Genomic DNA, 21,267 nt, shown 5'->3' with positions numbered 1-21,267 from the left:
CGGGTCCCCGGCGCACCTTTCGGGAGGCCTCGGCCTACGCTGGCCGGTATGCCGACCCTGATCCTCGTACGCCACGGACGCTCCACCGCCAACACGTCCGGGGTGCTCGCCGGCCGCACCCCCGGGGTCGCGCTCGACGAGCGCGGCGCCGAGCAGGCCGCCGCACTCCCCGGCCGGCTGGCCGCCCTGCCCCTCGTCGCGGCCGTCAGCAGCCCCCTGCAACGCTGCCGCGAGACGCTCGCTCCGCTGCTCGACGCCCGGCCGGAGCTGGCGCTGCACACCGAGGAGCGGATCAGCGAGTGCGACTACGGCGACTGGTCGGGGCGCAAGCTCGCGGAGCTCACCGACGAGCCGCTGATGACGGTCGTGCAGCAGCATCCGTCCGCCGCAGCGTTCCCCGGCGGCGAGTCGATGCGGGCGATGCAGGCGCGCGCGGTCGACGCCGTACGGGACTGGAACGCGAGGATCGAGGCGGAGCACGGCGAGAACGCCGTCTACGTGATGTGCTCCCACGGCGACATCATCAAGTCCGTGGTCGCCGACGCGCTCGGCCTGCACCTGGACCTCTTCCAGCGCGTCCAGGCCGACCCCTGCTCCGTCACCGCGATCCGCTACACCAGGCTGCGCCCGTTCCTGCTGCGGCTCGGCGACACGGGTGACCTGTCCTCCCTGGCGCCCCGCGATCCGGGGCCGGACACGAGCGCCGGGACGGGCGCGCCGGCCGGTGGCGAGGGGGACGCGGCGGTCGGTGGCGGCGCTGGGGCACCGTGATCGCTTCGCGCAGTAGGGTGGACGCGCCGTGGGCGCTCAGGGCCTGTCCGTCAGTCGTGAGGGATCAGACCCTGACCGGGAGAACTCCCCGGAGCCCGGCCGACCCTCATATGCCGTCAATTTTCTAGGGAGACAGGACGTGTCCCGTCAGGTGTTCCTCTACGACCCCCCGGACCGTTTCGTGGCCGGTACGGTCGGGCTGCCTGGACGTCGTACGTTCTTCCTGCAGGCTTCCTCAGGCGGACGTGTCACCAGCGTGGCCCTGGAGAAGACCCAAGTAGCCGCGCTCGCCGAGCGCGTCGACGAACTGCTCGACGAAGTGGTGCGGCGCACCGGCGGGAACTCGCCGGTGCCTGCCGTGGCCCCGATGGACGTCACCGACACCGCTCCCCTCGACGTCCCCGTCGAGGAGGAGTTCCGGGTCGGCACCATGGCCCTCGCCTGGGACGGCGACGAACAGCGCATGATCGTCGAGGCGCAGGCCCTCGTCGAACTGGACGCGGAGTCCGTGGAGGACCTCGCGGAGGCGGAGGAGCGGCTGCTCCAGGACGAGGAGAACGGCCCGCCGATGCTCCGGGTCCGGCTCAGCGGCGCGCAGGCCAGGGCCTTCGCCAAACGCGCCCTGGACGTCGTGAACGCCGGCCGCCCCCCGTGCCCCCTCTGCAGCCTGCCGCTCGATCCGGAAGGACACGTATGCCCGCGCCAGAACGGATACCGTCGCGGCGCCTGACCGACGACGGGCTGATCACCCTGCTCGGCGAGGGGCGGCTCACGGTCCTCGGACAGGTCCGCGGGGCGTCCAACGCGGTGCTCTACTGCTCGGTCGCCCACGAGGGCGAGGAGGCGCACTGCGTCTACAAACCGGTGGCGGGTGAGCAGCCCCTGTGGGACTTCCCCGACGGCACCCTCGCCCAGCGCGAGGTGGCCGCCTACGAGGTCTCCGAGGTGACGGGGTGGGGCCTGGTGCCCCCGACCGTGCTGCGGGACGGGCCGTACGGCCAGGGCATGTGCCAGCTCTGGATCGAGGCGGCGCCGCAGGACGAGGACGCTCCCGGGCTGCTCGCGCTCGTGGAGGACGAGGAGCCGGGCGAGGGCTGGAAGCCCGTGGCCGTGGCCGAGGTGGGGGAGGGGAAGACGGCTCTGCTGGTGCACGCGGACGACCCCCGCCTGCGCCGCCTCGCGGTCCTCGACGCCGTCATCAACAACGGCGACCGCAAGGGCGGCCATCTGCTGCCCGCTCCCGACGGCCGGCTGTACGGAATCGATCACGGCGTGACCTTCCACGCGGACGACAAACTGCGCACGCTGCTGTGGGGCTGGGCGGGGGAGCCGCTGCCCGCGGAGGCCGTCGAGGTGCTGGACCGCCTGGCCGCCGAGATGGAGCCGGGAGCCGCGCTGGTCACCCGGCTGGCGGAACTGATCACCGCCGCCGAGATCGACGCCCTGCGGGCCCGGGTGGCGGCGCTGCGGGGCACCGGGGTGCACCGGGAGCCGAGCGGCGAGTGGCCGGCCATTCCGTGGCCGCCGGTGTGAACAAGCCCGTGTGACCGGGCCGGCGCGAAGGGGTCAGGTGCTCGCGGGGCCCGGGAGCCGTCGGGGGACGCACCTTCCGGGCCGGAGCGCAAGAGCGTCTCTTCGGTCAGGATGCCCCCTCCGGTTCGTATCCGGAAGCCGCGTCCGGTTACGCTCGTGGCATGCATGCCTGGCCCGCCTCTGAGGTCCCCGCCCTGCCTGGCAAGGGCCGCGACCTTCGGATCCACGACACCGCGACCGGCGGACGGATCACCCTTGACCCCGGTCCCGTCGCCCGCATCTACGTCTGCGGCATCACGCCGTACGACGCGACCCACATGGGTCATGCGGCGACCTACAACGCGTTCGACCTCGTCCAGCGCGTGTGGCTCGACACCAAGCGGCAGGTTCACTACGTCCAGAACGTGACCGACGTGGACGACCCGCTGCTGGAGCGGGCCGTGCGCGACGGGCAGGACTGGACCGAGCTCGCCGAGCGCGAGACGGCCCTGTTCCGTGAGGACATGACCGCCCTGCGCATGCTCCCGCCGCAGCACTACATCGGAGCCGTCGAGGCGATACCCGGCATCGTGCCGCTCGTCGAACGGCTGCGGGACGCGGGCGCCGCCTACGAACTCGACGGCGATGTGTACTTCTCCGTCGACACCGACCCGCACTTCGGCCAGGTCTCCAACCTGGACACCGAAGCCATGCGGCTGCTCTCCGCCGAACGCGGCGGCGACCCGGACCGCCCGGGGAAGAAGAACCCGCTCGACCCGATGCTCTGGATGGCAGCCCGCGAGGGCGAGCCGAGCTGGGACGGCGCCTCGCTCGGCGCCGGCCGGCCCGGCTGGCACATCGAGTGCGTCGCCATCGCCCTGGACCACCTCGGCATGGGCTTCGACGTCCAGGGAGGCGGCTCCGACCTCGCCTTCCCGCACCACGAGATGGGCGCCTCGCACGCCCAGGTGCTGACCGGCGAGCACCCGTTCGCCCAGGCGTACGTGCACGCCGGCATGGTCGCCCTGGACGGCGAGAAGATGTCCAAGTCCCGGGGCAACCTGGTCTTCGTCTCGGCGCTGCGCCGCGACGGTGTGGACCCGGCGGCGATCCGCCTCGCCCTCCTCTCGCACCACTACCGCTCCGACTGGGAGTGGACCGACCAGGTGCTGGCCGACGCCGTGGCACGGCTCGCGCGCTGGCGCGCCGCCGTCTCGCGGCCCGACGGGCTGTCCGCCGACGCCCTCGTCGAGGAGGTCCGCGAGGCCCTCGCCGACGACCTGGACGCCCCGGCCGCCCTGGCCGCCGTGGACCGCTGGGCCGAGCGGCAGACCGCCGAGGGCGGGACGGACGAGGGGGCGCCGGGACTCGTCTCGCGCACCGTCGACGCGCTGCTCGGTGTCGCTCTGTAACTGCCCGCAGGATCACGTCCGTTCACCGGCCCCGAACTTCTTGATGAAGTTCGGGGCCGGTTCCGTTTTGTCCATGGTCAAATGCTCGATGCTGCGCTAAAAGCGCTCTATGCAATCATCAACGCGCATCAGAGGGGCAGTAGTTGCGGCGGTGCTGGGGCTGCTCACCGCAGTCGCGGGGCCGGGCAGCGCGCAGGCGGCGGACCCGCCCGGAGCCGTCGGCACGACGGTGGGCGATCTCACCGGCTTCACGGCCGACGGGCCCGTGTACCGGCTGAGCGCCGGGGCCGCGAAGGCCCGCGTCAGCTTCGTGTCCGACGAGACCTTCCGTATCGAACTGGCCCCGGACGGCACCTTCGAGGACCCCGCGGGCGACGCCATCGTGCTGCCGCAGGGCGCCTCACCCCGCACCCGGTGGAAGGAGCGGGGCGACCGCTACGACCTCTCCACGGGCGATGTCACCCTGCGTGTCTACAAGTCGCCTCTGCGGTTCGCCCTGTACCGGGCCGACGGCAGTCAGGTCTGGTCCGAGGCGAAGGGGCTGAGCTGGGACGGCGAGAAGACCACCCAGACCCTGGCCCGCGGCGCCGACGAGCAGTTCTACGGCGCCGGCATGCAGAACGGCCGCGGCAACACCTCGCACCGGGACAAGACCGTCGAGGTCGGAGTCGACTACGACTGGGACGACGGCGGGCACCCCAACTCGGTGCCGTTCTACCTCTCGACGGCCGGCTACGGCGTCTTCCGTAACACCTTCGCGCCGGGCACCTACGCCTTCACCGACCCGGTGACCACCACCGAGCAGGAGCGGCGCTTCGATGCCTACTACTTCGCGGGCGACAGCGCCAAGGACGTCATCGGCCAGTACACGAAGCTCACCGGCAAACCGTTCATGCCGCCGGTGTACGGACTGGAGATGGGCGACTCCGACTGCTACCTGCACAACGCCAACCGGGGTGAGCGCCGCACCCTGGACGCGCTGAAGGTCGCCGACGGCTACGTCGAGAACGACATGCCCAACGGCTGGATGCTCGTCAACGACGGATACGGCTGCGGATACGAGGACCTCGCGGCGACCGCCGAGGGCCTGAAGGACCGTGACATGCAGCTCGGCCTGTGGACCGAGGACGGCATCGACAAGATCGCCGACCAGGTCAAGGCAGGCCAGCGCGTCGCCAAGCTCGACGTGGCCTGGGTCGGCGAGGGCTACAAGTTCGCGCTGGACGGCTGCAAGGACGCATACCAGGGCATCGAGGACAACAGTGACGCCCGCGGCTTCACCTACGCCCCCGAGAGCTGGTCCGGCGCCCAGCGCTGCGGCGTCCAGTGGTCAGGCGACCAGTACGGCACCTGGGACTACATCCGCTGGCAGATCCCGACCTACGCGGGCGCCACGATGTCCGGCCTCGCCTACACCACGGGCGACGTCGACGGCATCTTCGGCGGCAGCGCGAAGACGTACACCCGTGACCTCCAGTGGAAGATGTTCCTGGGCACCACGATGACGATGGACGGCTGGGCGGCCAGCGACAAGCAGCCCTTCCGCTACGGAGAGCCGTACACCTCGGTCAACCGCGACTACCTCAAACTGAAGGAGTCGCTGCTGCCCTACCAGTACTCCTACGCCCACGAGGCGACGAAGACCGGTGTCGGCATGGTCCGTCCGCTGGCCCTGGAGTACCCGGACGACCCGAAGGCGGCGACGGACGCGGCGAAGTACGAGTTCATGTCCGGTGAGGACTTCCTCGTCGCCCCGGTCTACCAGGACAGCACCGAGCGCGACGGCATCTACCTGCCGAAGGGCACCTGGACCGACTACTGGAGCGGCCGGACGTACGAGGGCCCGGTGACGGTCGACGACTACAGCGCCCCGCTCGACACCCTGCCGCTGTTCGTCAAGGCCGGTGCCAGTGTGCCGATGTGGCCGGGCATCCGCTCGTACAAGGACCGCACCGCCGCCTCCCCGCTCGCCTGGGACATCTACCCGCAGGGCCGTTCCTCCTTCACGCTGTACGAGGACGACGGCGTGACCCGGCAGCACCGCGACGGCGCGTACGCCACCCAGACGGCCGACGTCCGGGCGCCGGCCGGCGGCTCGGGCGACGTCACCGTGAACATCGGGGAGAGCAAGGGCGAGTTCACCGGGAAGCAGACCGCCCGCCCCTACGAGTTCAGCGTGCACACCGGCTCCGCGCCGAGTGCCGTGAAGCTCGGCGGCACGCTGCCCCGGCTCGGCTCGGCCGCCGCGTACGCCGCGGCGAAGCAGGGCTGGTGGTACGACCGCGACGACCGCGGCGGCGTGGTCAAGATCAAGACCGCACCGCTGTCCACGGGCAAGAAGTTCTCCGTGAAGCTGGAGGACACCAGCGCGGTCGGCGGGCGCCACGCGACCGCCACCGCCACCCTCGCCGCCCCGCGGGGACAGGAGATCGGCGCCGGCGCCACGGGCACCGTCGCCGTCGACGTCACCGCGGGCACGGCCGACGTGACGGACGCCGTGGTCTCGCTCGACGTCCCCGAGGGCTGGCAGTCCACGCCGGCCGCGGCCGTGGACCGGATCCCGGCGGGCACCACCCGGCGGGTCGAGGTGCGGGTCACCCCGGCGAAGGACGCCAAGGCGGGGGAGGCCCGGATCACCGCGCTCACCCGCTACCGGTCGGCGGGCGAGTCCCGCACGGCGATCCAGCGTCTGGCCACAGCGGTGATGCCGGCGCCGCCCACCGGCGAGGCATGGGCGAGCGACCTGGAGTGGCTCACCTCGGCCAACGGGTACGGACCGGCGGAGCGCGACCGCAGCAACGGCGAATCGGGCGCCGCCGACGGACACCCGCTGACCCTGGCGGGGAAGGTGTACGAGAAGGGGATCGGCACCCACGCCGACTCCGACATCGAGGTCTATCTCGGCGGACACTGCTCGAAGTTCACCGCCGAGGCCGGGATCGACGACGAGATCAACGGTTACGGCGAGGTGGCGTTCTCCGTCGAGGCGGACGGCAAGGTGCTGTGGACCTCGCCGAAGGTGACCGGGGCGTCGGTGACGGTGCCGGTCGACGTACCGCTCGACGGCGCGCGGCACGTGCGCCTGAAGGTCACGGACACCAACGGGTCCAAGACCGGTGACCACGGGGACTGGGGCGCGGCGCGCTTCGCCTGTTCCTGAATGTCACCGGTGAGGCGAGGGAGCCGGGCGGGTACGCACCCGCCCGGCTCCCGGCTGCCCGGATCAGTTTTCCGGGGAACCGTCCGAGGAGCCCTCCGGCGCATCGGGCGGGGAACCGCCGTCCCCGGCGCCGTCAGCCGGCCCGGAACCCTTCTCCGGGCCGCTGCCGGCCCCGCCCGCCGGCCCCGGGCCGGTCTCCGGCCTGGCAGGCTTGGGCGGTCTGGTCCGGCCACTCGACGGGTCCCTCAGATACGTGCTCTCCCCGCCCTCCGTGGCGTGCCCGCCCGGCACCTGGCCGGGGCCGGGGTCCCGGCGCCGCAGATAGCGCTCGAACTCCCGGGCGATGGCCTCACCGCTGGCCTCGGGCAGCTCCGCGGTGTCCCGCGCCTCCTCCAGCGTCTGCACGTACTCCGCCACCTCGCTGTCCTCGGCGGCCAGTTGGTCGACCCCGACCTGCCAGGCACGTGCGTCCTCCGGCAGTTCACCCAGCGGGATGCGCAGTCCGATGAGGTCCTCCAGGCGGTTCAGCAGCGCCAGGGTGGCCTTCGGGTTGGGCGGCTGCGAGACGTAGTGCGGCACCGCCGCCCACAGGCTCACCGCGGGCACCCCCGCGTGCGTGCACGCCTCCTGGAGGATGCCGACGATGCCGGTCGGCCCCTCGTACTTGGTCTCTTCCAGGTCCATGGTCCGCGCCAGGTCCGGGTCGGACGTGACACCGCTGACCGGCACCGGCCGGGTGTGCGGGGTGTCGCCGAGCAGCGCACCGAGCACGACCACCATCTCGACGCCCAGTTCATGGGCGAATCCCAGGATCTCGTTGCAGAACGAGCGCCAGCGCATCGACGGCTCGATGCCCCGGACCAGGACGAGATCGCGGGGTTTGTCGCCGCCGATACGGACTACGGAGAGCCGGGTGGTCGGCCAGGTGATCTTGCGCACCCCGCCGTCCAGCCAGACCGTCGGGCGGTTGACCTGGAAGTCGTAGTAGTCCTCGGCGTCCAGCGCCGCGAACACCTCGCCCTTCCACTCCCGGTCCAGGTGCGCGACCGCCGTCGAGGCGGCGTCACCTGCGTCGTTCCACCCCTCGAACGCGGCCACCATGACCGGGTCGATCAGCTCGGGAACGCCCTCGAGCTCGATCACCCAGGCCTCCTTCCGAAGTTCCCTTGCGTACGGAACAACCTTACGGCTTTTGGCCACGGTCGCCGCAGCCCTTGCGCAGGGTGGGGTGATCCAGGGCGATCACAGGGCGCCGAGGGGCGAGGCGGGACCTCGGGCACGCGATACATCCGAGCTGTGCCGGGTCTTTTTGCGCTCAACTCTGGACGTAGGGCCTGGTCGGGCGCTATACATCGGATGACCACAGCAGAGGTCCGATGTTATTTCCCCTGGGGGCGCACATGAGTCAGACCGTCACGGATTTCGAGGTGCACGACATCCGGTTTCCGACCTCGGAACAACTGGACGGCTCGGACGCCATGAACCCCGACCCCGACTACTCGGCCGCCTACGTCGTGCTGCGTACCGACGCCGCGGACGGTGACGGCGACGCTGTCGAGGGACATGGCTTCTGTTTCACCATCGGGCGCGGCAACGAGGTGATGGCGGCCGCCATCGAGGCGCTGCGGCCCTACCTGATCGGGCGCCCGGCGCCCCGTACCGCCGCCGACCTCGGCGCGCTGTACCGGGACCTCACCCACGATTCGCAACTGCGCTGGCTGGGCCCCGAGAAGGGCGTGATGCACATGGCGGCCGGCGCGGTCGTCAACGCCGCCTGGGACCTGGCGGCGAAGTACGCGGGCAGACCCGTCTGGCAGTTCCTGGCCGAGATGACCCCGCAGGAGCTCGTCTCCCTCGTCGACTTCCGGTACCTCACCGACGCCCTCACCCCCGAGGAGGCGCTCGCGATCCTGCGCGCCGCCGAGCCGGGCCGGACCGAGCGGGCCGAGCGGCTGCGCGTGGAGGGGTACCCGGCCTACACCACCTCGCCCGGCTGGCTCGGCTACTCCGACGACAAGCTGGTCCGGCTGGCGAAGGAGGCCGTCGCCGACGGCTTCACCCAGATCAAGCTGAAGGTCGGCGGCGACGTCGGCGACGACGTGCGCAGGCTCGCGCTGGCCCGGGAGGCCGTCGGCACCGACGTACGGATCGCCGTCGACGCCAACCAGCGCTGGGACGTCGCCGACGCGGTGGAATGGATGACCGCGCTCGCGCCGTACGACCCGCACTGGATCGAGGAGCCCACCAGCCCCGACGACGTCCTCGGCCACGCCGCCGTGCGCGCCGGCCAGCCGGTCAAGGTCGCCACCGGCGAACACGTCGCCAACCGCGTCGTCTTCAAACAGCTGCTCCAGGCCGGAGCGGTGGACTTCGTCCAGATCGACGCGGCACGCGTCGCCGGTGTCAACGAGAACCTGGCGATCCTGCTGCTCGCCGCCAAGTTCGGCGTGCCCGTCTGCCCGCACGCGGGCGGTGTCGGACTGTGCGAGCTGGTCCAGCACCTCTCGATGTTCGACTACGTGGCGGTCTCCGGCACCTGGGACGACCGGGTGATCGAGTACGTCGACCACCTCCACGAGCACTTCGTCGACCCCGCCGTGATCGCGTCCGGGCGCTACACCGCCCCGGCGGCACCGGGCTTCTCGGCCCGGATGCACCCCGCCTCGATCGCCGCACACCGCTACCCGGAGGGCCCCGTATGGCAGGCCCGCCGTACCGATGAGGAGGAGAGCCGATGACCGGCACACGCGACTTCGAGGGGATGAACGCCCTGGTGACGGGCGGTGCCTCCGGCATCGGGGCCGCCGTCGCGACCATGCTGCTGGAGCGCGGGGCCCGTGTCGCGGTCCTCGACCGGGAGACCGAGGGCGCCCCCGAGGGCGCCCTCGCCGTCAAGGCCGACGTCACCGACGACGACGCCGTCCGGGCGGCCGTCGAGCGCGCCGCCGCCGAACTGGGCTCCCTGCACACGCTCGTGTCGAACGCGGGCATCGGCTCCATCGGCACCGTCGAGGACAACGACGACGACGAGTGGGCCCGGGTCCTGGACATCAACGTCCTCGGCATGGTCCGCACCGCCCGGCACGCGCTGCCGCACCTGCGCAGGGCCGCCGCCGAGCGTCCCGGCGCCGTCTCGATCACCCAGACCTGCTCGATCGCCGCGACCGCGGGGTTGCCCCAGCGTGCCCTGTACAGCGCGAGCAAGGGCGCCGTCCTGTCGTTGACGCTGGCCATGGCCGCCGACCACGTCCGCGAGGGCGTCCGCGTCAACTGCGTCAACCCGGGCACCGCGGACACCCCGTGGATCGGCCGGCTGCTCGGCCAGGCCGACGACCCGGCCGCCGAACGAGCCGCCCTCAACGCCCGGCAGCCGCTGGGCCGGCTCGTCTCCGCCGACGAGGTGGCCGCCGCGATCCTCTACCTCGCGAGCCCCGCCGCGGCCTCCGTGACGGGCACGGCCCTGGCCGTCGACGGAGGAATGCAGGGCCTGCGCCTGCGCCCCGCGGACAGCTGACCCGGCCCACGCGGTCCGGGCCGGGACGGACCGGACCGCACCTCTCACAGCATCCGCACCACCCGCACCACGCACCCCCGCAACGCCATCAGATCCTTCGAGCCGGTACTCCACAAAGGAACGGGACACCAATGAGAGTGCGTACGACGAGTGCGGCGGCCTGCGCCGTACTGCTGGCCGTCACTGCCCTCGCGGGCTGCAACCGCGAATCATCGGACAGCGGCGCGGGTGGCGGCAAGGTCGGCATCGACCTGCCGCGCAGCGACAGCGACTTCTGGAACTCGTACCAGAACTACGTCGAGAAGGGGGTGAAGGACGGTGAGGTCGAGGCGCTGCCGCTGACCAACTCGCAGAACGACATCGGCAAACTGGTCGCCAACGTCCAGACCTTCACCGACCAGGGCGCCAAGGCCGTGGTGATGGCCCCGCAGGACACCGGTGCGATAGCCGAGTCGCTCAACACACTGAACGAGAAGAAGATCCCCGTCATCAGCGTCGACACCCGCCCCGACAAGGGCGACATCTACATGGTGGTGCGGGCGGACAACAAGGCGTACGGGACGAACGCCTGCAAGTACCTCGGCGAGCAGCTGAAGGGCAAGGGCAAGGTCGTCGAGTTCCAGGGGGACCTGGCCTCGATCAACGGCCGCGACCGGTCGGAGGCCTTCAAGACCTGCATGGAGAAGGACTTCCCGGACATCGAGGTGTTCGAGCTGGCCACCGACTGGAAGGGCGACGTCGCCTCCGCGAAGCTCCAGTCCACCCTGGCCGCGCACCCCGACATCAACGGCATCTACATGCAGGCCGGCGGCGTCTTCCTGCAGCCCACGCTCGCGCTCCTGGAGCAGAAGAAGCTGCTCAAGCCGGCCGGGACCCCGGGTCACATCACGATCATCTCCAACGACGGCATCCCGGAGGAGTTCGACGCGATCAAGGCCGGGAAGATCGACGCGACGATCTCCCAGCCCGCCGACCTGTACGCGAAGTACGCGCTGTACTACGCCAAGGCGGCTCTGGAAGGAAAGACCTTCAAGGAGGGTCCCACCGACCACGACTCGAACATCATCAAGATCCCGAACGGCTTCGAGGACCAGCTCCCCGCGCCCCTGGTGACGAAGGACAACGTCGACGACCCGAAGCTGTGGGCCAACCAGCTGGAGAAGAAGAGCTAGCCATGGACCAGGTACCACCACCTGCCGTACAGGCGGAAGGCGTCGTCAAACGCTTCGGGCCGACCGTGGCGCTCGACGGGGTGCAGCTCACGGTGCTGCCGGGTGAGTCGCACGCACTCGTCGGGCGCAACGGCGCGGGCAAGTCGACGCTGGTCAGCGTACTGACCGGACTCCACAAGGCGGACGCGGGCACGGTCACCTTCGGCGGCGAGCCCGCGCCGGCCTTCGGGGACACCACGGCCTGGCAGTCGAAGGTCGCCTGCGTCTACCAGAAGTCCATGGTCGTCCCCGACCTGACCGTCGCGGAGAACCTCTTCCTCAACCGCTTCGACGACCACGCCCGCTGGATCAGCTGGGGGAGGCTGCGCAAGCGCGCGGAGCAGCTCCTCGCCGACTACGGCGTCCAGGTCGACCCGAACACGCGGGCGCGCGATCTCGCGGTGGAGCAGCGGCAGTTCGTCGAGATCGCCCGGGCGCTGTCCTTCGGCGCGCGCCTGATCATCCTCGACGAACCGACCGCGCAGCTCGACGCCCGCGGCATCGGCCGGCTCTTCGACAAGCTCCGGGAACTGCAGGAGCAGGGAGTGGCGTTCCTCTTCATCTCCCACCACCTGCAGGAGGTGTACGAGCTGTGCACGGCGGTCACCGTCTACCGCGACGCCCGCCACGTCCTGACCGCCCCGGTCGCCGACGTCACGAAGACGGAGCTGGTGGCGGCCATGACGGGCGAGAAGTCCGACGGCGCCGTCGCCTGGCACGCGGCCGGCGCCGCCACGCCGCCCGACGCGTCGGCGGAGCCCGTCCTGCGGACCGAGGGGCTCACCCTGGAGGGCCGGTTCGAACCGCTGGACCTCCAGGTGCGCCCCGGCGAGGTGCTCGGCCTCGCCGGCTCCGCGGCCAGCGGCAACACCGCGCTGGGCGAGGTGCTCGCGGGCATGCGCAAGGCGGGCGGCGGTACGGTCCGGGTGCGCGGGCGGGCCGTCCGCTCGGGCAGCGTGCCGCACGCCCTGGCCGCCGGGATCGGCTACATCCCCGAGGACCGTCACGACCAGGGCCTCGTCCTGGAGCGCAGCGTCGCCGAGAACGCCACCCTCACGGTCACCGACCAGCTCGGCCCGTGGGGGACCGTACTGCCCTCCCGTACGCGGGAGTTCGCCCGGGGCATGATCGCATCGCTCGACATCAAGACCCAGGGGCCCGAGCAGCCCGTCTCCGGGCTCTCCGGCGGCAACCAGCAGAAGGTGGTGGTCGCCCGCGCGCTGGCCCGCGGACCGAGCGTGCTGGTGGCGGTCCGGCCCACCGCGGGCGTGGACGTCAAGTCCAAGGACGCGCTGCTCGGGGTCGTCCGGCGGGTCGCCGACGAGGGCAACGCCGCAGTCGTCGTCTCGGACGAGCTGGACGATCTGCGGGCCTGCGACCGGGTCCTCGCCCTGTTCCACGGGCGGGTCGTCGCAACATTCGCAAGCGGGTGGTCCGACGGGGAACTCGTCGCCGCCATGGAAGGTGTGGGGGAGAGGGAATGACCGGCACGATACGGCCGTCCACGGCCGACGGCATCGACGGGGCGCTGAAGGGCGGCGCGGGCGAGGACGGCGCGCTGAGCCGGCTGGGGCTGATCCGGTGGAGCGACTTCTCCCTGGTGCCGGTGATCCTGGTGCTGATGCTGATCGGCTTCATCGTCTCGCCGGTCTTCCTCACCTCCGACAACCTGATCAGCGTGGTCCAGCAGTCCTCCGAACTGAGCCTGCTGGTCCTGGGCCAGGCGCTGATCCTCATCTGCGGCCGGATGGACCTCTCGCTGGAGTCGACGATCGGCATCGCGCCCGTCGTCGCCATGTGGCTGGTGCTGCCCGCCGAGGGCGGCCGCTTCGCCGGTCTCGGACTGCTCCCCACCTGGTCGGCGATCCCGCTCTGTCTGCTGGTCGGGCTCGCCATCGGAGCCGTCAACGGCTTCCTGATGCTGAAACTGCGGGTCAACGGCTTCATCGCCACGCTCGGCATGCTGACGATGCTGCGCGGCCTCCACATCGGCATCACCGAGGGCAAGTCCATCACCGACGTCCCGGAGTCCTTCCGCTACCTCGGCAAGACCTCGTGGTTCGGCGCTCCCGCCGCGGTCTGGCTCTGTCTGCTCCTCTTCGCGATCGGCGGCGCGACCCTGGCCTGGCTGCGCCACGGACGCTCGCTGTACGCCATCGGCGGCAACCCGGAAGCGGCACGCGCCGCGGGCATCCGGGTCGACCGGGTCACGTGGGTCGTGCTCGCCGTCGGCGGTCTGCTGGCCGCGTTCGCCGGCATCCTCTACACCGGCCACTACGGGGCGGTCGCCGCGACCCAGGGCGACGGCTGGATCTTCCAGGTGTTCGCCGCGGCCGTGATCGGCGGCATCAGCCTCAAGGGCGGGCGCGGCACGCTGTTCGGCGCGCTGACCGGCGTGCTGACGCTCCAGCTGGTGGTCAACGTGATGACGCTCGGCGGCGTCCCGGCGCTGTGGAACCAGTTCCTCAACGGCGCGATCATCATCGTCGCCCTGGTCATCTCCCGCTTCGCGAGCGGCGAGAAGCAGGACTGAGGCCGGGTGCGGAAAGGGGCGGGTCCGGGTGTTCCCGGCCCGCCCCTTCGCGTACCCGCCCTACAGCGTCGAGCGCAGCCACTGCTCCACGCTCGCCACGTGCACCGTCGCCCAGGCCCGGGCGGCTTCCGCGTCGCGGTCCCGCAGCGCCGAGACGATCGCCCGGTGCTCGTGGAGCGTGCGGCTGACCGCGTCCTCCTGGGTCAGACCGCGCCAGACCCGCGCCCGGGTCGTCGGCCCCGACAGACCGTCGAGCAGCGAGCACAGCACCGAGTTGCCGGACGACTGCACGATGCCGCGGTGGAACTCCAGGTCACAGGCCACCAGCTCCTCGACCGAGGGGCGCTCACCCAGCGCGTCCAGCTGGGCGCTCAGCGCGTCCAGCTGCTCCTCGCTGATCCGGCTCGCCGCCATCGCGGTCGCGGCGGGCTCCAGGATCCGGCGGACCGCCAGGAACTCCAGCACCGTGTCGTCGCGGTGGAAGTCCACCACGAAGCTCAGCGCCTCCAGCAGCAACTGCGGATCGAGACTGGTGACATACGTGCCGTCGCCCTGGCGCACGTCGAGAATGCGGATCAGTGACAGCGCGCGCACCGCCTCCCGCAGCGAGTTGCGGGACAGCCCCAGCTCCGCAGCGAGTTCGCTCTCCTTGGGGAGACGATCGCCGGGCCGTAGCGCACCCGAGACGATCATTCCCTTGATCTTCTCGATGGCCTCGTCAGTGACAGCCATGGGCGACCTCCAGACATCCGATGTATCGACCCATTATGCGCGCCCGGCGAGGGCCGGTGCGCCCTTCGGGCCTGCCTGTGCGCCGAAGCCCGTGCCCATTCGCCCCGGTCCGTACGGAAGAGTCCGAAAAACACCCGCGCGGGAATCGGCGTACGCAAAGGAGGGGGCGGCGCCCACGGACGCCGCCCCCTTGCGCGGTGACTCAGCTCTTCCGGCCGTCCAGCACCGACTCGACGCCGGCCCGGATCTCGTCCGTCGCCAGACCCCGGATCGTCAGCGTCGTCCGGCGCCGCAGCACGTCGTCCGCGGTCTCGGCCCACTCGTGGTCCCGCGCATAGGCGACCTGCGCCCAGATCTCCGGCGCGTCGGGGTGGATGCGCCGCGCGAGCTCAGGGTTGTCGTTGGCCAGCCGGGCGATGTCGAAGGACAGCGAACCGTAGTGCGTGGCCAGGTGCCGTGCCGTGTCGGCCGCCATCCGCGGCCCCGGCGTGCCGCCGTCGATCAGCAGCCGGTGCGCGACCGCGTTCGGGTTGGCGATACCCGGCAGCGGCAGCTTCCTCGGCAGCCGGGCCATCGGCTCCATGTCCTCGGCCAGGGGGTGCCCCGGGAGCGCGGCCAGCTTGTTCATCACCGTGCGGCCGATGTGGCGGAACGTCGTCCACTTGCCGCCCGCGACCGACAGCATCCCGCCGCGGCCCTCGGTCACGACCGTCTCGCGCTTGGCCTTGGAGGTGTCACCGGGCCCGCCCGGCAGCACCCGCAGCCCGGCGAAGGAGTACGTGATCAGATCGCGCGAGAGCTGCTGGTCCCGGACGGAGAACGCGGCCTCGTCCAGGATCTGCGCGGTGTCCTTCTCGGTCACCGCGACGTCCGCCGGATCGCCCTCGTACTCCTCGTCCGTCGTGCCGAGCAGCAGCATGTCCTCCCACGGCAGGGCGAACGTGATGCGGTACTTGTCGATCGGCGTGGCCAGCGCGGCCTTCCAGGGGCGGGTGCGCTTGAGCACCAGGTGCGCCCCCTTGGACAGACGTATCGAAGGCGCCGCGTTCGGGTCCTCCATCTTCCGCAGGTGGTCGACCCACGGACCGGTGGCGTTCAGCACCAGCCGGGCGGTGACGCCGAACTCGGTGCCGTCCGTACGGTCCTGCAGGTCGGCGCCCGTCACCCGGCCCTTGGTGAACCGCAGCCCGGTCACCGCGGCGTGGTTGAGGACGGTCGCCCCCGCGTCGACGGCCGCGCGGACCGTCATCAGCGCCATCCGCGCGTCGTTCATCTGGTCGTCGCCGTACACCGCGACGGCCTTCAGGTTGTCCGTACGCAACTCCGGCACGTCGCGCCGCGCCTTCGCCGGGCTGATCACATGGCCGACGCCGTCACCGAACGCGGACAGCGCCGAGTAGGCGAACACGCCAGCACCCAGCTTGGCCGCGCCGTGCGGCCCGCCCTTGTACACGGGGAGGTAGAAGGTGAGCGGGTTGGCCAGGTGCGGGGCCACCTGACGCGATACCGCACGGCGCTCGAAGTGGTTCTCCGCGACCAGCTTCACCGCACCGGTCTGCAGGTAGCGCAGACCGCCGTGGAGCAGCTTGGAGGAGGCGGAGGAGGTGGCGCCGGCGAAGTCGCCGGCGTCCACCAGGGCCACCCGCAGCCCGGACTGCGCGGCGTGCCAGGCGGTGGAGATGCCCAGGATGCCGCCACCGATCACCAGGAGGTCGTACGTCGCCTTGGAGAGCTGCTCCCGAGTCTCGGCGCGGCTCGGAAGGGAGCCGGAGGCCGGGTGCGTCCCGAGGGCGGGGACGCTCTGCAGGGTGGTCATGTTGTCTACTCCTCGTCGTCGAGCCAGCCCATGGTCCGTTCCACGGCCTTGAGCCAGCTCTTGTACTCGCGGTCGCGGGTGTCCGCGTCCATGCGGGGGGTCCACTCGGCGGCCCTGCGCCAGTTGGCGCGCAGCGCGTCGGTGTCGGGCCAGAAGCCGACGGCCAGGCCGGCGGCGTAGGCGGCGCCGAGACAGGTGGTCTCGGCGACCATCGGGCGCACCACCGGTGCGTCCAGGAAGTCGGCGAGCGTCTGCATCAGCAGGTTGTTGGAGGTCATCCCGCCGTCGACCTTGAGCGCGGTCAGCTCGACGCCGGAGTCCTTGGTCATGGCGTCGCTGATCTCGCGGGTCTGCCAGGCGGTGGCCTCCAGCACGGCACGGGCGATGTGCGCCTTGGTGACGTAGCGGGTGAGACCGGCGATGACTCCGCGGGCGTCGGGGCGCCAGTACGGGGCGAACAGGCCGGAGAAGGCCGGGACGAAGTAGGCGCCGCCGTTGTCCTCGACCGACGAGGCCAGCGTCTCGATCTCGGCCGCGGACTGGATCAGGCCCATCTGGTCGCGCATCCACTGCACCAGCGAACCGGTGACGGCGATCGACCCCTCCAGGGCGTAGACCGGCTTCTGGTCGCCGATCTGGTAGCCGACCGTGGTCAGCAGGCCGTTGTAGGAGTTGACGGGCGTCTCGCCGGTGTTCAGCAGCATGAAGGTGCCGGTGCCGTACGTCGACTTGGCCTCGCCTTCGGCGAAACACGTCTGGCCGAACAGCGCGGCCTGCTGGTCACCCAGCGCGGAGGCGACCGGCACGCCGTCGAGCACACCGCCCTTGGCGTTGCCGTAGACCTCGGCCGAGGACCGGATCTCGGGCAGCACGGCCGCCGGGATGCCCATGGAGGTGAGGATCTTGTCGTCCCACGTCATGGAGTGCAGGTTCATCAGGAGCGTGCGCGAGGCGTTGGTGACGTCGGTGACGTGGACGCCGCCGTCGGTTCCGCCGGTCAGGTTCCAGATGACCCAGGAGTCCATGGTGCCGAAGAGGATGTCGCCGCGCTCGGCGCGCTCACGCAGTCCGTCGACGTTGTCGAGCAGCCAGCGGACCTTGGGGCCCGCGAAGTACGAGGCGAGCGGCAGCCCGGTCTCGCGGCGGAAGCGGTCCTGGCCCACGTTGCGGCCGAGCTCCTTGCAGAGCGCGTCGGTGCGGGTGTCCTGCCAGACGAGGGCGTTGTGGACGGGCTCACCGGTGTGCTTGTCCCACAGCAGCGTGGTCTCGCGCTGGTTGGTGATGCCGATCGCCTTCACGTCGGCGGCGGTGATGCCGGCCTTGACGATGGCGCTCGCCACGACCTCCTGGACGTTCTCCCAGATCTCGGTCGCGTCGTGCTCGACCCAGCCCGGCTTCGGGAAGATCTGCTCGTGCTCCTTCTGGTCGACGGAGACGATCCGGCCGTCCTTGTCGAAGACGATGCAGCGGCTGGAGGTGGTGCCCTGGTCGATGGCCGCGATGAACGGCCCGGTGCCGTGGGTGCCGGTGGTGTGTGCGTCGGTCACGGTGTGCTCCCGGAAGTCTGTGTGGTCTTGGGGGTGACGGCTCTGATCCTTGTGGCTCACGCGAAGGCGAGGTTGTAGATCCCGCCCGCGAGCGCGCCGCCGATGAGCGGTCCGACGACCGGGACCCAGGCGTAACCCCAGTCGGATCCGCCCTTGTTCGGCAGCGGAAGCAGCGCGTGCACGATACGCGGACCGAGGTCGCGAACCGGGTTGATCGCGTATCCCGTCGGACCACCGATCGAGAGACCGATGGAGACGACCACCAGCGAGGTGATCAGCGCGCCGAGCGTCCCGATGCCGTTCCCGTTGTCGTTGAGGCCCTGGGTGAGGATCGCCAGGACCAGCACGACCGTCGCGATGACCTCGGTGACCACGTTCTGCACGGCGTTGCGGATCTCGGGACCCGTGGAGAAGATGCCGAGCACCGGTCCGGCCTTGGGGGCCGCGGACTTGTCGACCATGCCCTCCTCACCCGTATGGGCGCTCAGGATCTCCGGATCCGTGAGGTGGGCCCGGAACTGTCCGTAGTAGGCCAGCCAGACCAGCACCGCGCCGATCATCGCGCCGAACAGCTGGGAGACGAGGTAGAGCGGAACGTCGCTCCACTTGGTGCCGCCCTCGATCGCCAGACCGAGCGTGACGGCCGGGTTGAGGTGGGCGCCGGACACGCCGCCCACCATGTACGCCGCGGTCAGCACCGCGAAGCCCCACCCGAAGGTGATGGCGAGCCAGCCGGCGTTCTGCGCCTTCGAGCGCTTGAGCGTGACGGCGGCGCAGACGCCGCCGCCGAGCAGGATGAGTACGGCGGTACCGATGGTCTCGCCGATGAAGATGTCGGAGCTGGACACCCGCGACTCCTTTGTCCTTCGTCCAGGGAAGCCGAACCCCGGGTCCCTCCGGTGGTCCGCGCCCTCATGTGAGGGCGTTGCCGGCCTTGGCACTGCCACACCCTAACGCGAATTTCCGTTAGCTGTTCGACAATGTCGACCGGTGAACGGCAGTGTTTCCCCCCGGTGAATGAGGCGTCAAGGGTTGTGTGTTCTATAACTCGATCGTTACCGATGGACCCGCGAGGCGCTCAGAAGCGCCTGGCGCCCAGATCCCGCGAGACCGCGCGGGCGCAGTCGCGTACCGCCGCCACCAGCTCGGGCCGCAGCTCGCCGTCCGCGCACACCCGCTCGACCGCTCCGGTCACGGCCACGGCTCCCACCGGCATCCGGCGCCGGTCGTGGATGGGGGCGGCCACCGCGGCCACGCCCTCCCAGGTCTCCTCCACGTCGGCCGCCCAGCCGCGCGCGCGGATCAGGTCGAGCATCGACTCGAACTCCTGCTCGTCGGTGACCGTGCGGGGCGTGAAGGACTGCCGCTCGGCCTCCATGGCCTCCGTGTGGGCCACCGGGTCGTAGGCCGACAGGACCTTGCCGAGGGCCGTGGAGTGCAGCGGCTGCATGGCCCCGACCTCCAGGACCTGGCGGCTGTCGTCGGGCCGGAAGACGTGGTGCACGATCAGGACGCCCTGCTGGTGCAGGACGCCGAGGTGGGCGCTCTCGCCGCTGGACCGGGCGAGGTCGTCCGTCCAGACCAGTGCGCGGGCCCGGAGCTCGTGGACGTCCAGATAGCTGTTGCCCAGGCGCAGCAGCTCGGCCCCCAGCTGATAGCGGCCCGACGCCGCGTCCTGCTCGACGAAGCCCTCGTGCTGGAGCGTGCGCAGGATGCCGTGCGCGGTGCCCTTGGCCAGGCCCAGGGCGGAGGAGATGTCCGACAGCCCCAGCCGCCGCTCGCCGCCCGCCAGCAGACGCAGCATCGCGGCCGCCCGCTCCAGCGACTGGATGTTCTTGGCCATCGCGCCGTACTCCTCCACCTCGGTTCGACAATGCTGAACACTATCGGTCGATGCCGACCCGTGCTTGATCGCAAGGGAATTCTGCGCCACCGCGACAGCCCGCACGACCGCCTGCGCGGCACGCAGTCCGATTCGTGGGACAGAGTGACGGCATGCGACGCCGCCCGGCTACCCTGGCCGGGTGCGCCTTCCGCCGAAGCCGCAAAGCCGACAGCCGTCGCATCCCAGGGAGTACATCCATGGCCTCGTCGCCGACCCCTTCCGCCGACAGCCGGAACCGAGCCGCAGCCCTCCGTGAGGCACTCGCCACCCGAGTCGTGGTGGCCGACGGCGCCATGGGCACCATGCTCCAGGCGCAGGACCCCACGCTGGAGGACTTCGAGGACCTCGAAGGCTGCAACGAGATCCTGAACCTCACGCGCCCCGACATCGTGCGTTCGGTGCACGAGGAGTACTTCGCGGTCGGTGTGGACTGCGTGGAGACGAACACCTTCGGCGCCAACACGGCGGCTCTGGGCGAGTACGACATTCCCGAGCGGGTCCACGAGCTGTCCGAGGCCGGTGCGCGCATCGCCCGCGAGGTCGCGGACGAGTTCACCGCGTCCACCGGGCAGCAGCGCTGGGTGCTCGGTTCGATGGGTCCGGGGACGAAGCTGCCGACGCTCGGCCACGTCCCCTACCTCACGCTGCGTGACGGCTTCCAGCAGAACGCCGAGGGTCTGATCGCGGGCGGCGCGGACGCGCTGATCGTGGAGACGACACAGGACCTGCTGCAGACGAAGGCCGCGGTGCTGGGCGCGCGGCGCGCGCTGGACGCCCTGGGCAGCGACCTGCCGCTGCTGTGCTCCCTGGCGTTCGAGACGACCGGGACGATGCTGCTGGGATCGGAGATCGGTGCGGCGCTGACCGCGCTGGAGCCGCTCGGCGTCGACATGATCGGCCTGAACTGCTCGACCGGGCCGGCGGAGATGAGCGAGCACCTGCGCTACCTCACCCGCCACTCCCGCATCCCGCTGCTGTGCATGCCGAACGCGGGTCTGCCGGTGCTGACCAAGGACGGCGCGCACTTCCCGCTCGGCCCCGAGGGGCTGGCCGACGCGCAGGAGACCTTCGTCCAGGAGTACGGGTTGTCCCTGGTGGGTGGCTGCTGCGGTACGACTCCGGAGCACCTGCGTCAGGTGGTGGAGCGGGTGCGGGGCGCCGTCCCCGCCGCCCG

At 71.0% G+C, this 21,267-nt stretch carries 17 protein-coding genes; 11 read left to right on the top strand and 6 right to left on the bottom strand.

Annotated elements, in window-relative coordinates:
* Nucleotides 1–48: 48 nt before the first annotated feature.
* The 5 genes from ABZ454_RS37790 to ABZ454_RS37770 all read left to right on the top strand — a co-directional run bounded on the left by ABZ454_RS37790 (nt 49) and on the right by ABZ454_RS37770 (nt 6,855).
* Entirely contained in the window at nt 49–771 is a 723-nt protein-coding gene (locus tag ABZ454_RS37790; protein WP_359543982.1) for a histidine phosphatase family protein, read from the top strand.
* Nucleotides 772–910: 139 nt separating this feature from the next.
* Nucleotides 911–1,501, top strand: coding sequence for a DUF3090 domain-containing protein (locus tag ABZ454_RS37785; RefSeq protein WP_356324356.1), 591 nt, complete (start codon nt 911–913; stop codon nt 1,499–1,501).
* Nucleotides 1,465–2,304 carry an SCO1664 family protein gene (locus ABZ454_RS37780; RefSeq protein WP_359543981.1) on the top strand — a complete coding sequence of 280 codons (840 nt, stop codon included), beginning with the start codon at nt 1,465–1,467 and terminating at the stop codon, nt 2,302–2,304. The genes ABZ454_RS37785 and ABZ454_RS37780 overlap by 37 nt, the downstream gene beginning before the upstream one ends.
* A gap of 161 nt (nt 2,305–2,465) precedes the next feature.
* The gene (mshC, locus tag ABZ454_RS37775; RefSeq protein ID WP_356324351.1) at nt 2,466–3,695 is read left to right on the top strand and encodes a cysteine--1-D-myo-inosityl 2-amino-2-deoxy-alpha-D-glucopyranoside ligase; all 1,230 of its coding nucleotides are present in this window, start codon (nt 2,466–2,468) and stop codon (nt 3,693–3,695) included.
* A gap of 109 nt (nt 3,696–3,804) precedes the next feature.
* On the top strand, nt 3,805–6,855 hold the full coding sequence (locus ABZ454_RS37770) for an NPCBM/NEW2 domain-containing protein (RefSeq protein ID WP_356324349.1): 3,051 nt from the start codon (nt 3,805–3,807) through the stop codon (nt 6,853–6,855).
* A gap of 63 nt (nt 6,856–6,918) precedes the next feature.
* On the opposite strand, the gene ABZ454_RS37765 is transcribed toward ABZ454_RS37770, so the two are convergent.
* On the bottom strand, nt 6,919–7,998 hold the full coding sequence (locus ABZ454_RS37765; RefSeq protein WP_356324347.1) for a PAC2 family protein: 1,080 nt from the start codon (nt 7,996–7,998) through the stop codon (nt 6,919–6,921).
* A gap of 257 nt (nt 7,999–8,255) precedes the next feature.
* Here ABZ454_RS37765 and ABZ454_RS37760 point away from each other — a divergent pair, with 257 nt between their 5' ends.
* From ABZ454_RS37760 to ABZ454_RS37740, 5 genes are all read left to right on the top strand, one after another.
* Nucleotides 8,256–9,593, top strand: coding sequence for an L-fuconate dehydratase (locus ABZ454_RS37760; protein ID WP_356324344.1), 1,338 nt, complete (start codon nt 8,256–8,258; stop codon nt 9,591–9,593).
* Nucleotides 9,590–10,369 (top strand): SDR family oxidoreductase, encoded by a 780-nt coding sequence (locus ABZ454_RS37755; protein ID WP_356324342.1) that lies wholly within the window; start codon nt 9,590–9,592, stop codon nt 10,367–10,369. Before ABZ454_RS37760 ends, ABZ454_RS37755 begins: the two co-directional genes overlap by 4 nt.
* Before the next feature lie 131 nt (nt 10,370–10,500).
* The gene (locus ABZ454_RS37750; protein WP_356324340.1) at nt 10,501–11,541 is read left to right on the top strand and encodes a sugar ABC transporter substrate-binding protein; all 1,041 of its coding nucleotides are present in this window, start codon (nt 10,501–10,503) and stop codon (nt 11,539–11,541) included.
* Between the two features lie 2 nt (nt 11,542–11,543).
* Entirely contained in the window at nt 11,544–13,064 is a 1,521-nt protein-coding gene (locus tag ABZ454_RS37745) for a sugar ABC transporter ATP-binding protein (RefSeq protein ID WP_359543980.1), read from the top strand.
* The gene (locus ABZ454_RS37740; RefSeq protein WP_359543979.1) at nt 13,061–14,113 is read left to right on the top strand and encodes an ABC transporter permease; all 1,053 of its coding nucleotides are present in this window, start codon (nt 13,061–13,063) and stop codon (nt 14,111–14,113) included. Before ABZ454_RS37745 ends, ABZ454_RS37740 begins: the two co-directional genes overlap by 4 nt.
* Nucleotides 14,114–14,173: 60 nt before the next feature.
* Here the strand turns inward: ABZ454_RS37740 and ABZ454_RS37735 are convergent, their stop codons facing one another.
* From ABZ454_RS37735 to ABZ454_RS37715, 5 genes are all read right to left on the bottom strand, one after another.
* Nucleotides 14,174–14,845, bottom strand: a complete 672-nt coding sequence (locus ABZ454_RS37735; protein WP_356324333.1) for a FadR/GntR family transcriptional regulator — start codon at nt 14,843–14,845, stop codon at nt 14,174–14,176.
* A gap of 202 nt (nt 14,846–15,047) precedes the next feature.
* Nucleotides 15,048–16,661 (bottom strand): glycerol-3-phosphate dehydrogenase/oxidase, encoded by a 1,614-nt coding sequence (locus ABZ454_RS37730; RefSeq protein WP_356324331.1) that lies wholly within the window; start codon nt 16,659–16,661, stop codon nt 15,048–15,050.
* Nucleotides 16,662–16,666: 5 nt separating this feature from the next.
* Entirely contained in the window at nt 16,667–18,208 is a 1,542-nt protein-coding gene (gene glpK / locus ABZ454_RS37725) for a glycerol kinase GlpK (protein WP_356324329.1), read from the bottom strand.
* Nucleotides 18,209–18,264: 56 nt separating this feature from the next.
* A complete protein-coding gene (locus ABZ454_RS37720; RefSeq protein WP_356324327.1) occupies nt 18,265–19,056 on the bottom strand; it encodes an MIP/aquaporin family protein in 792 nt (263 codons plus the stop codon).
* Nucleotides 19,057–19,286: 230 nt separating this feature from the next.
* Nucleotides 19,287–20,051, bottom strand: a complete 765-nt coding sequence (locus ABZ454_RS37715) for an IclR family transcriptional regulator (protein WP_356324324.1) — start codon at nt 20,049–20,051, stop codon at nt 19,287–19,289.
* A 239-nt stretch (nt 20,052–20,290) separates the two neighbouring features.
* Between ABZ454_RS37715 and ABZ454_RS37710 the strand changes: the two genes are divergently transcribed.
* Nucleotides 20,291–21,267, top strand: a 977-nt coding sequence (locus ABZ454_RS37710; protein WP_359543978.1) for a homocysteine S-methyltransferase family protein, incomplete at its 3' end; no start/stop codon positions are given.

The organism is Streptomyces sp. NPDC005803, assembly GCF_040630435.1.
Classification (GTDB): domain Bacteria; phylum Actinomycetota; class Actinomycetes; order Streptomycetales; family Streptomycetaceae; genus Streptomyces.
This window is presented reverse-complemented; position numbering and strand designations above follow the sequence as displayed.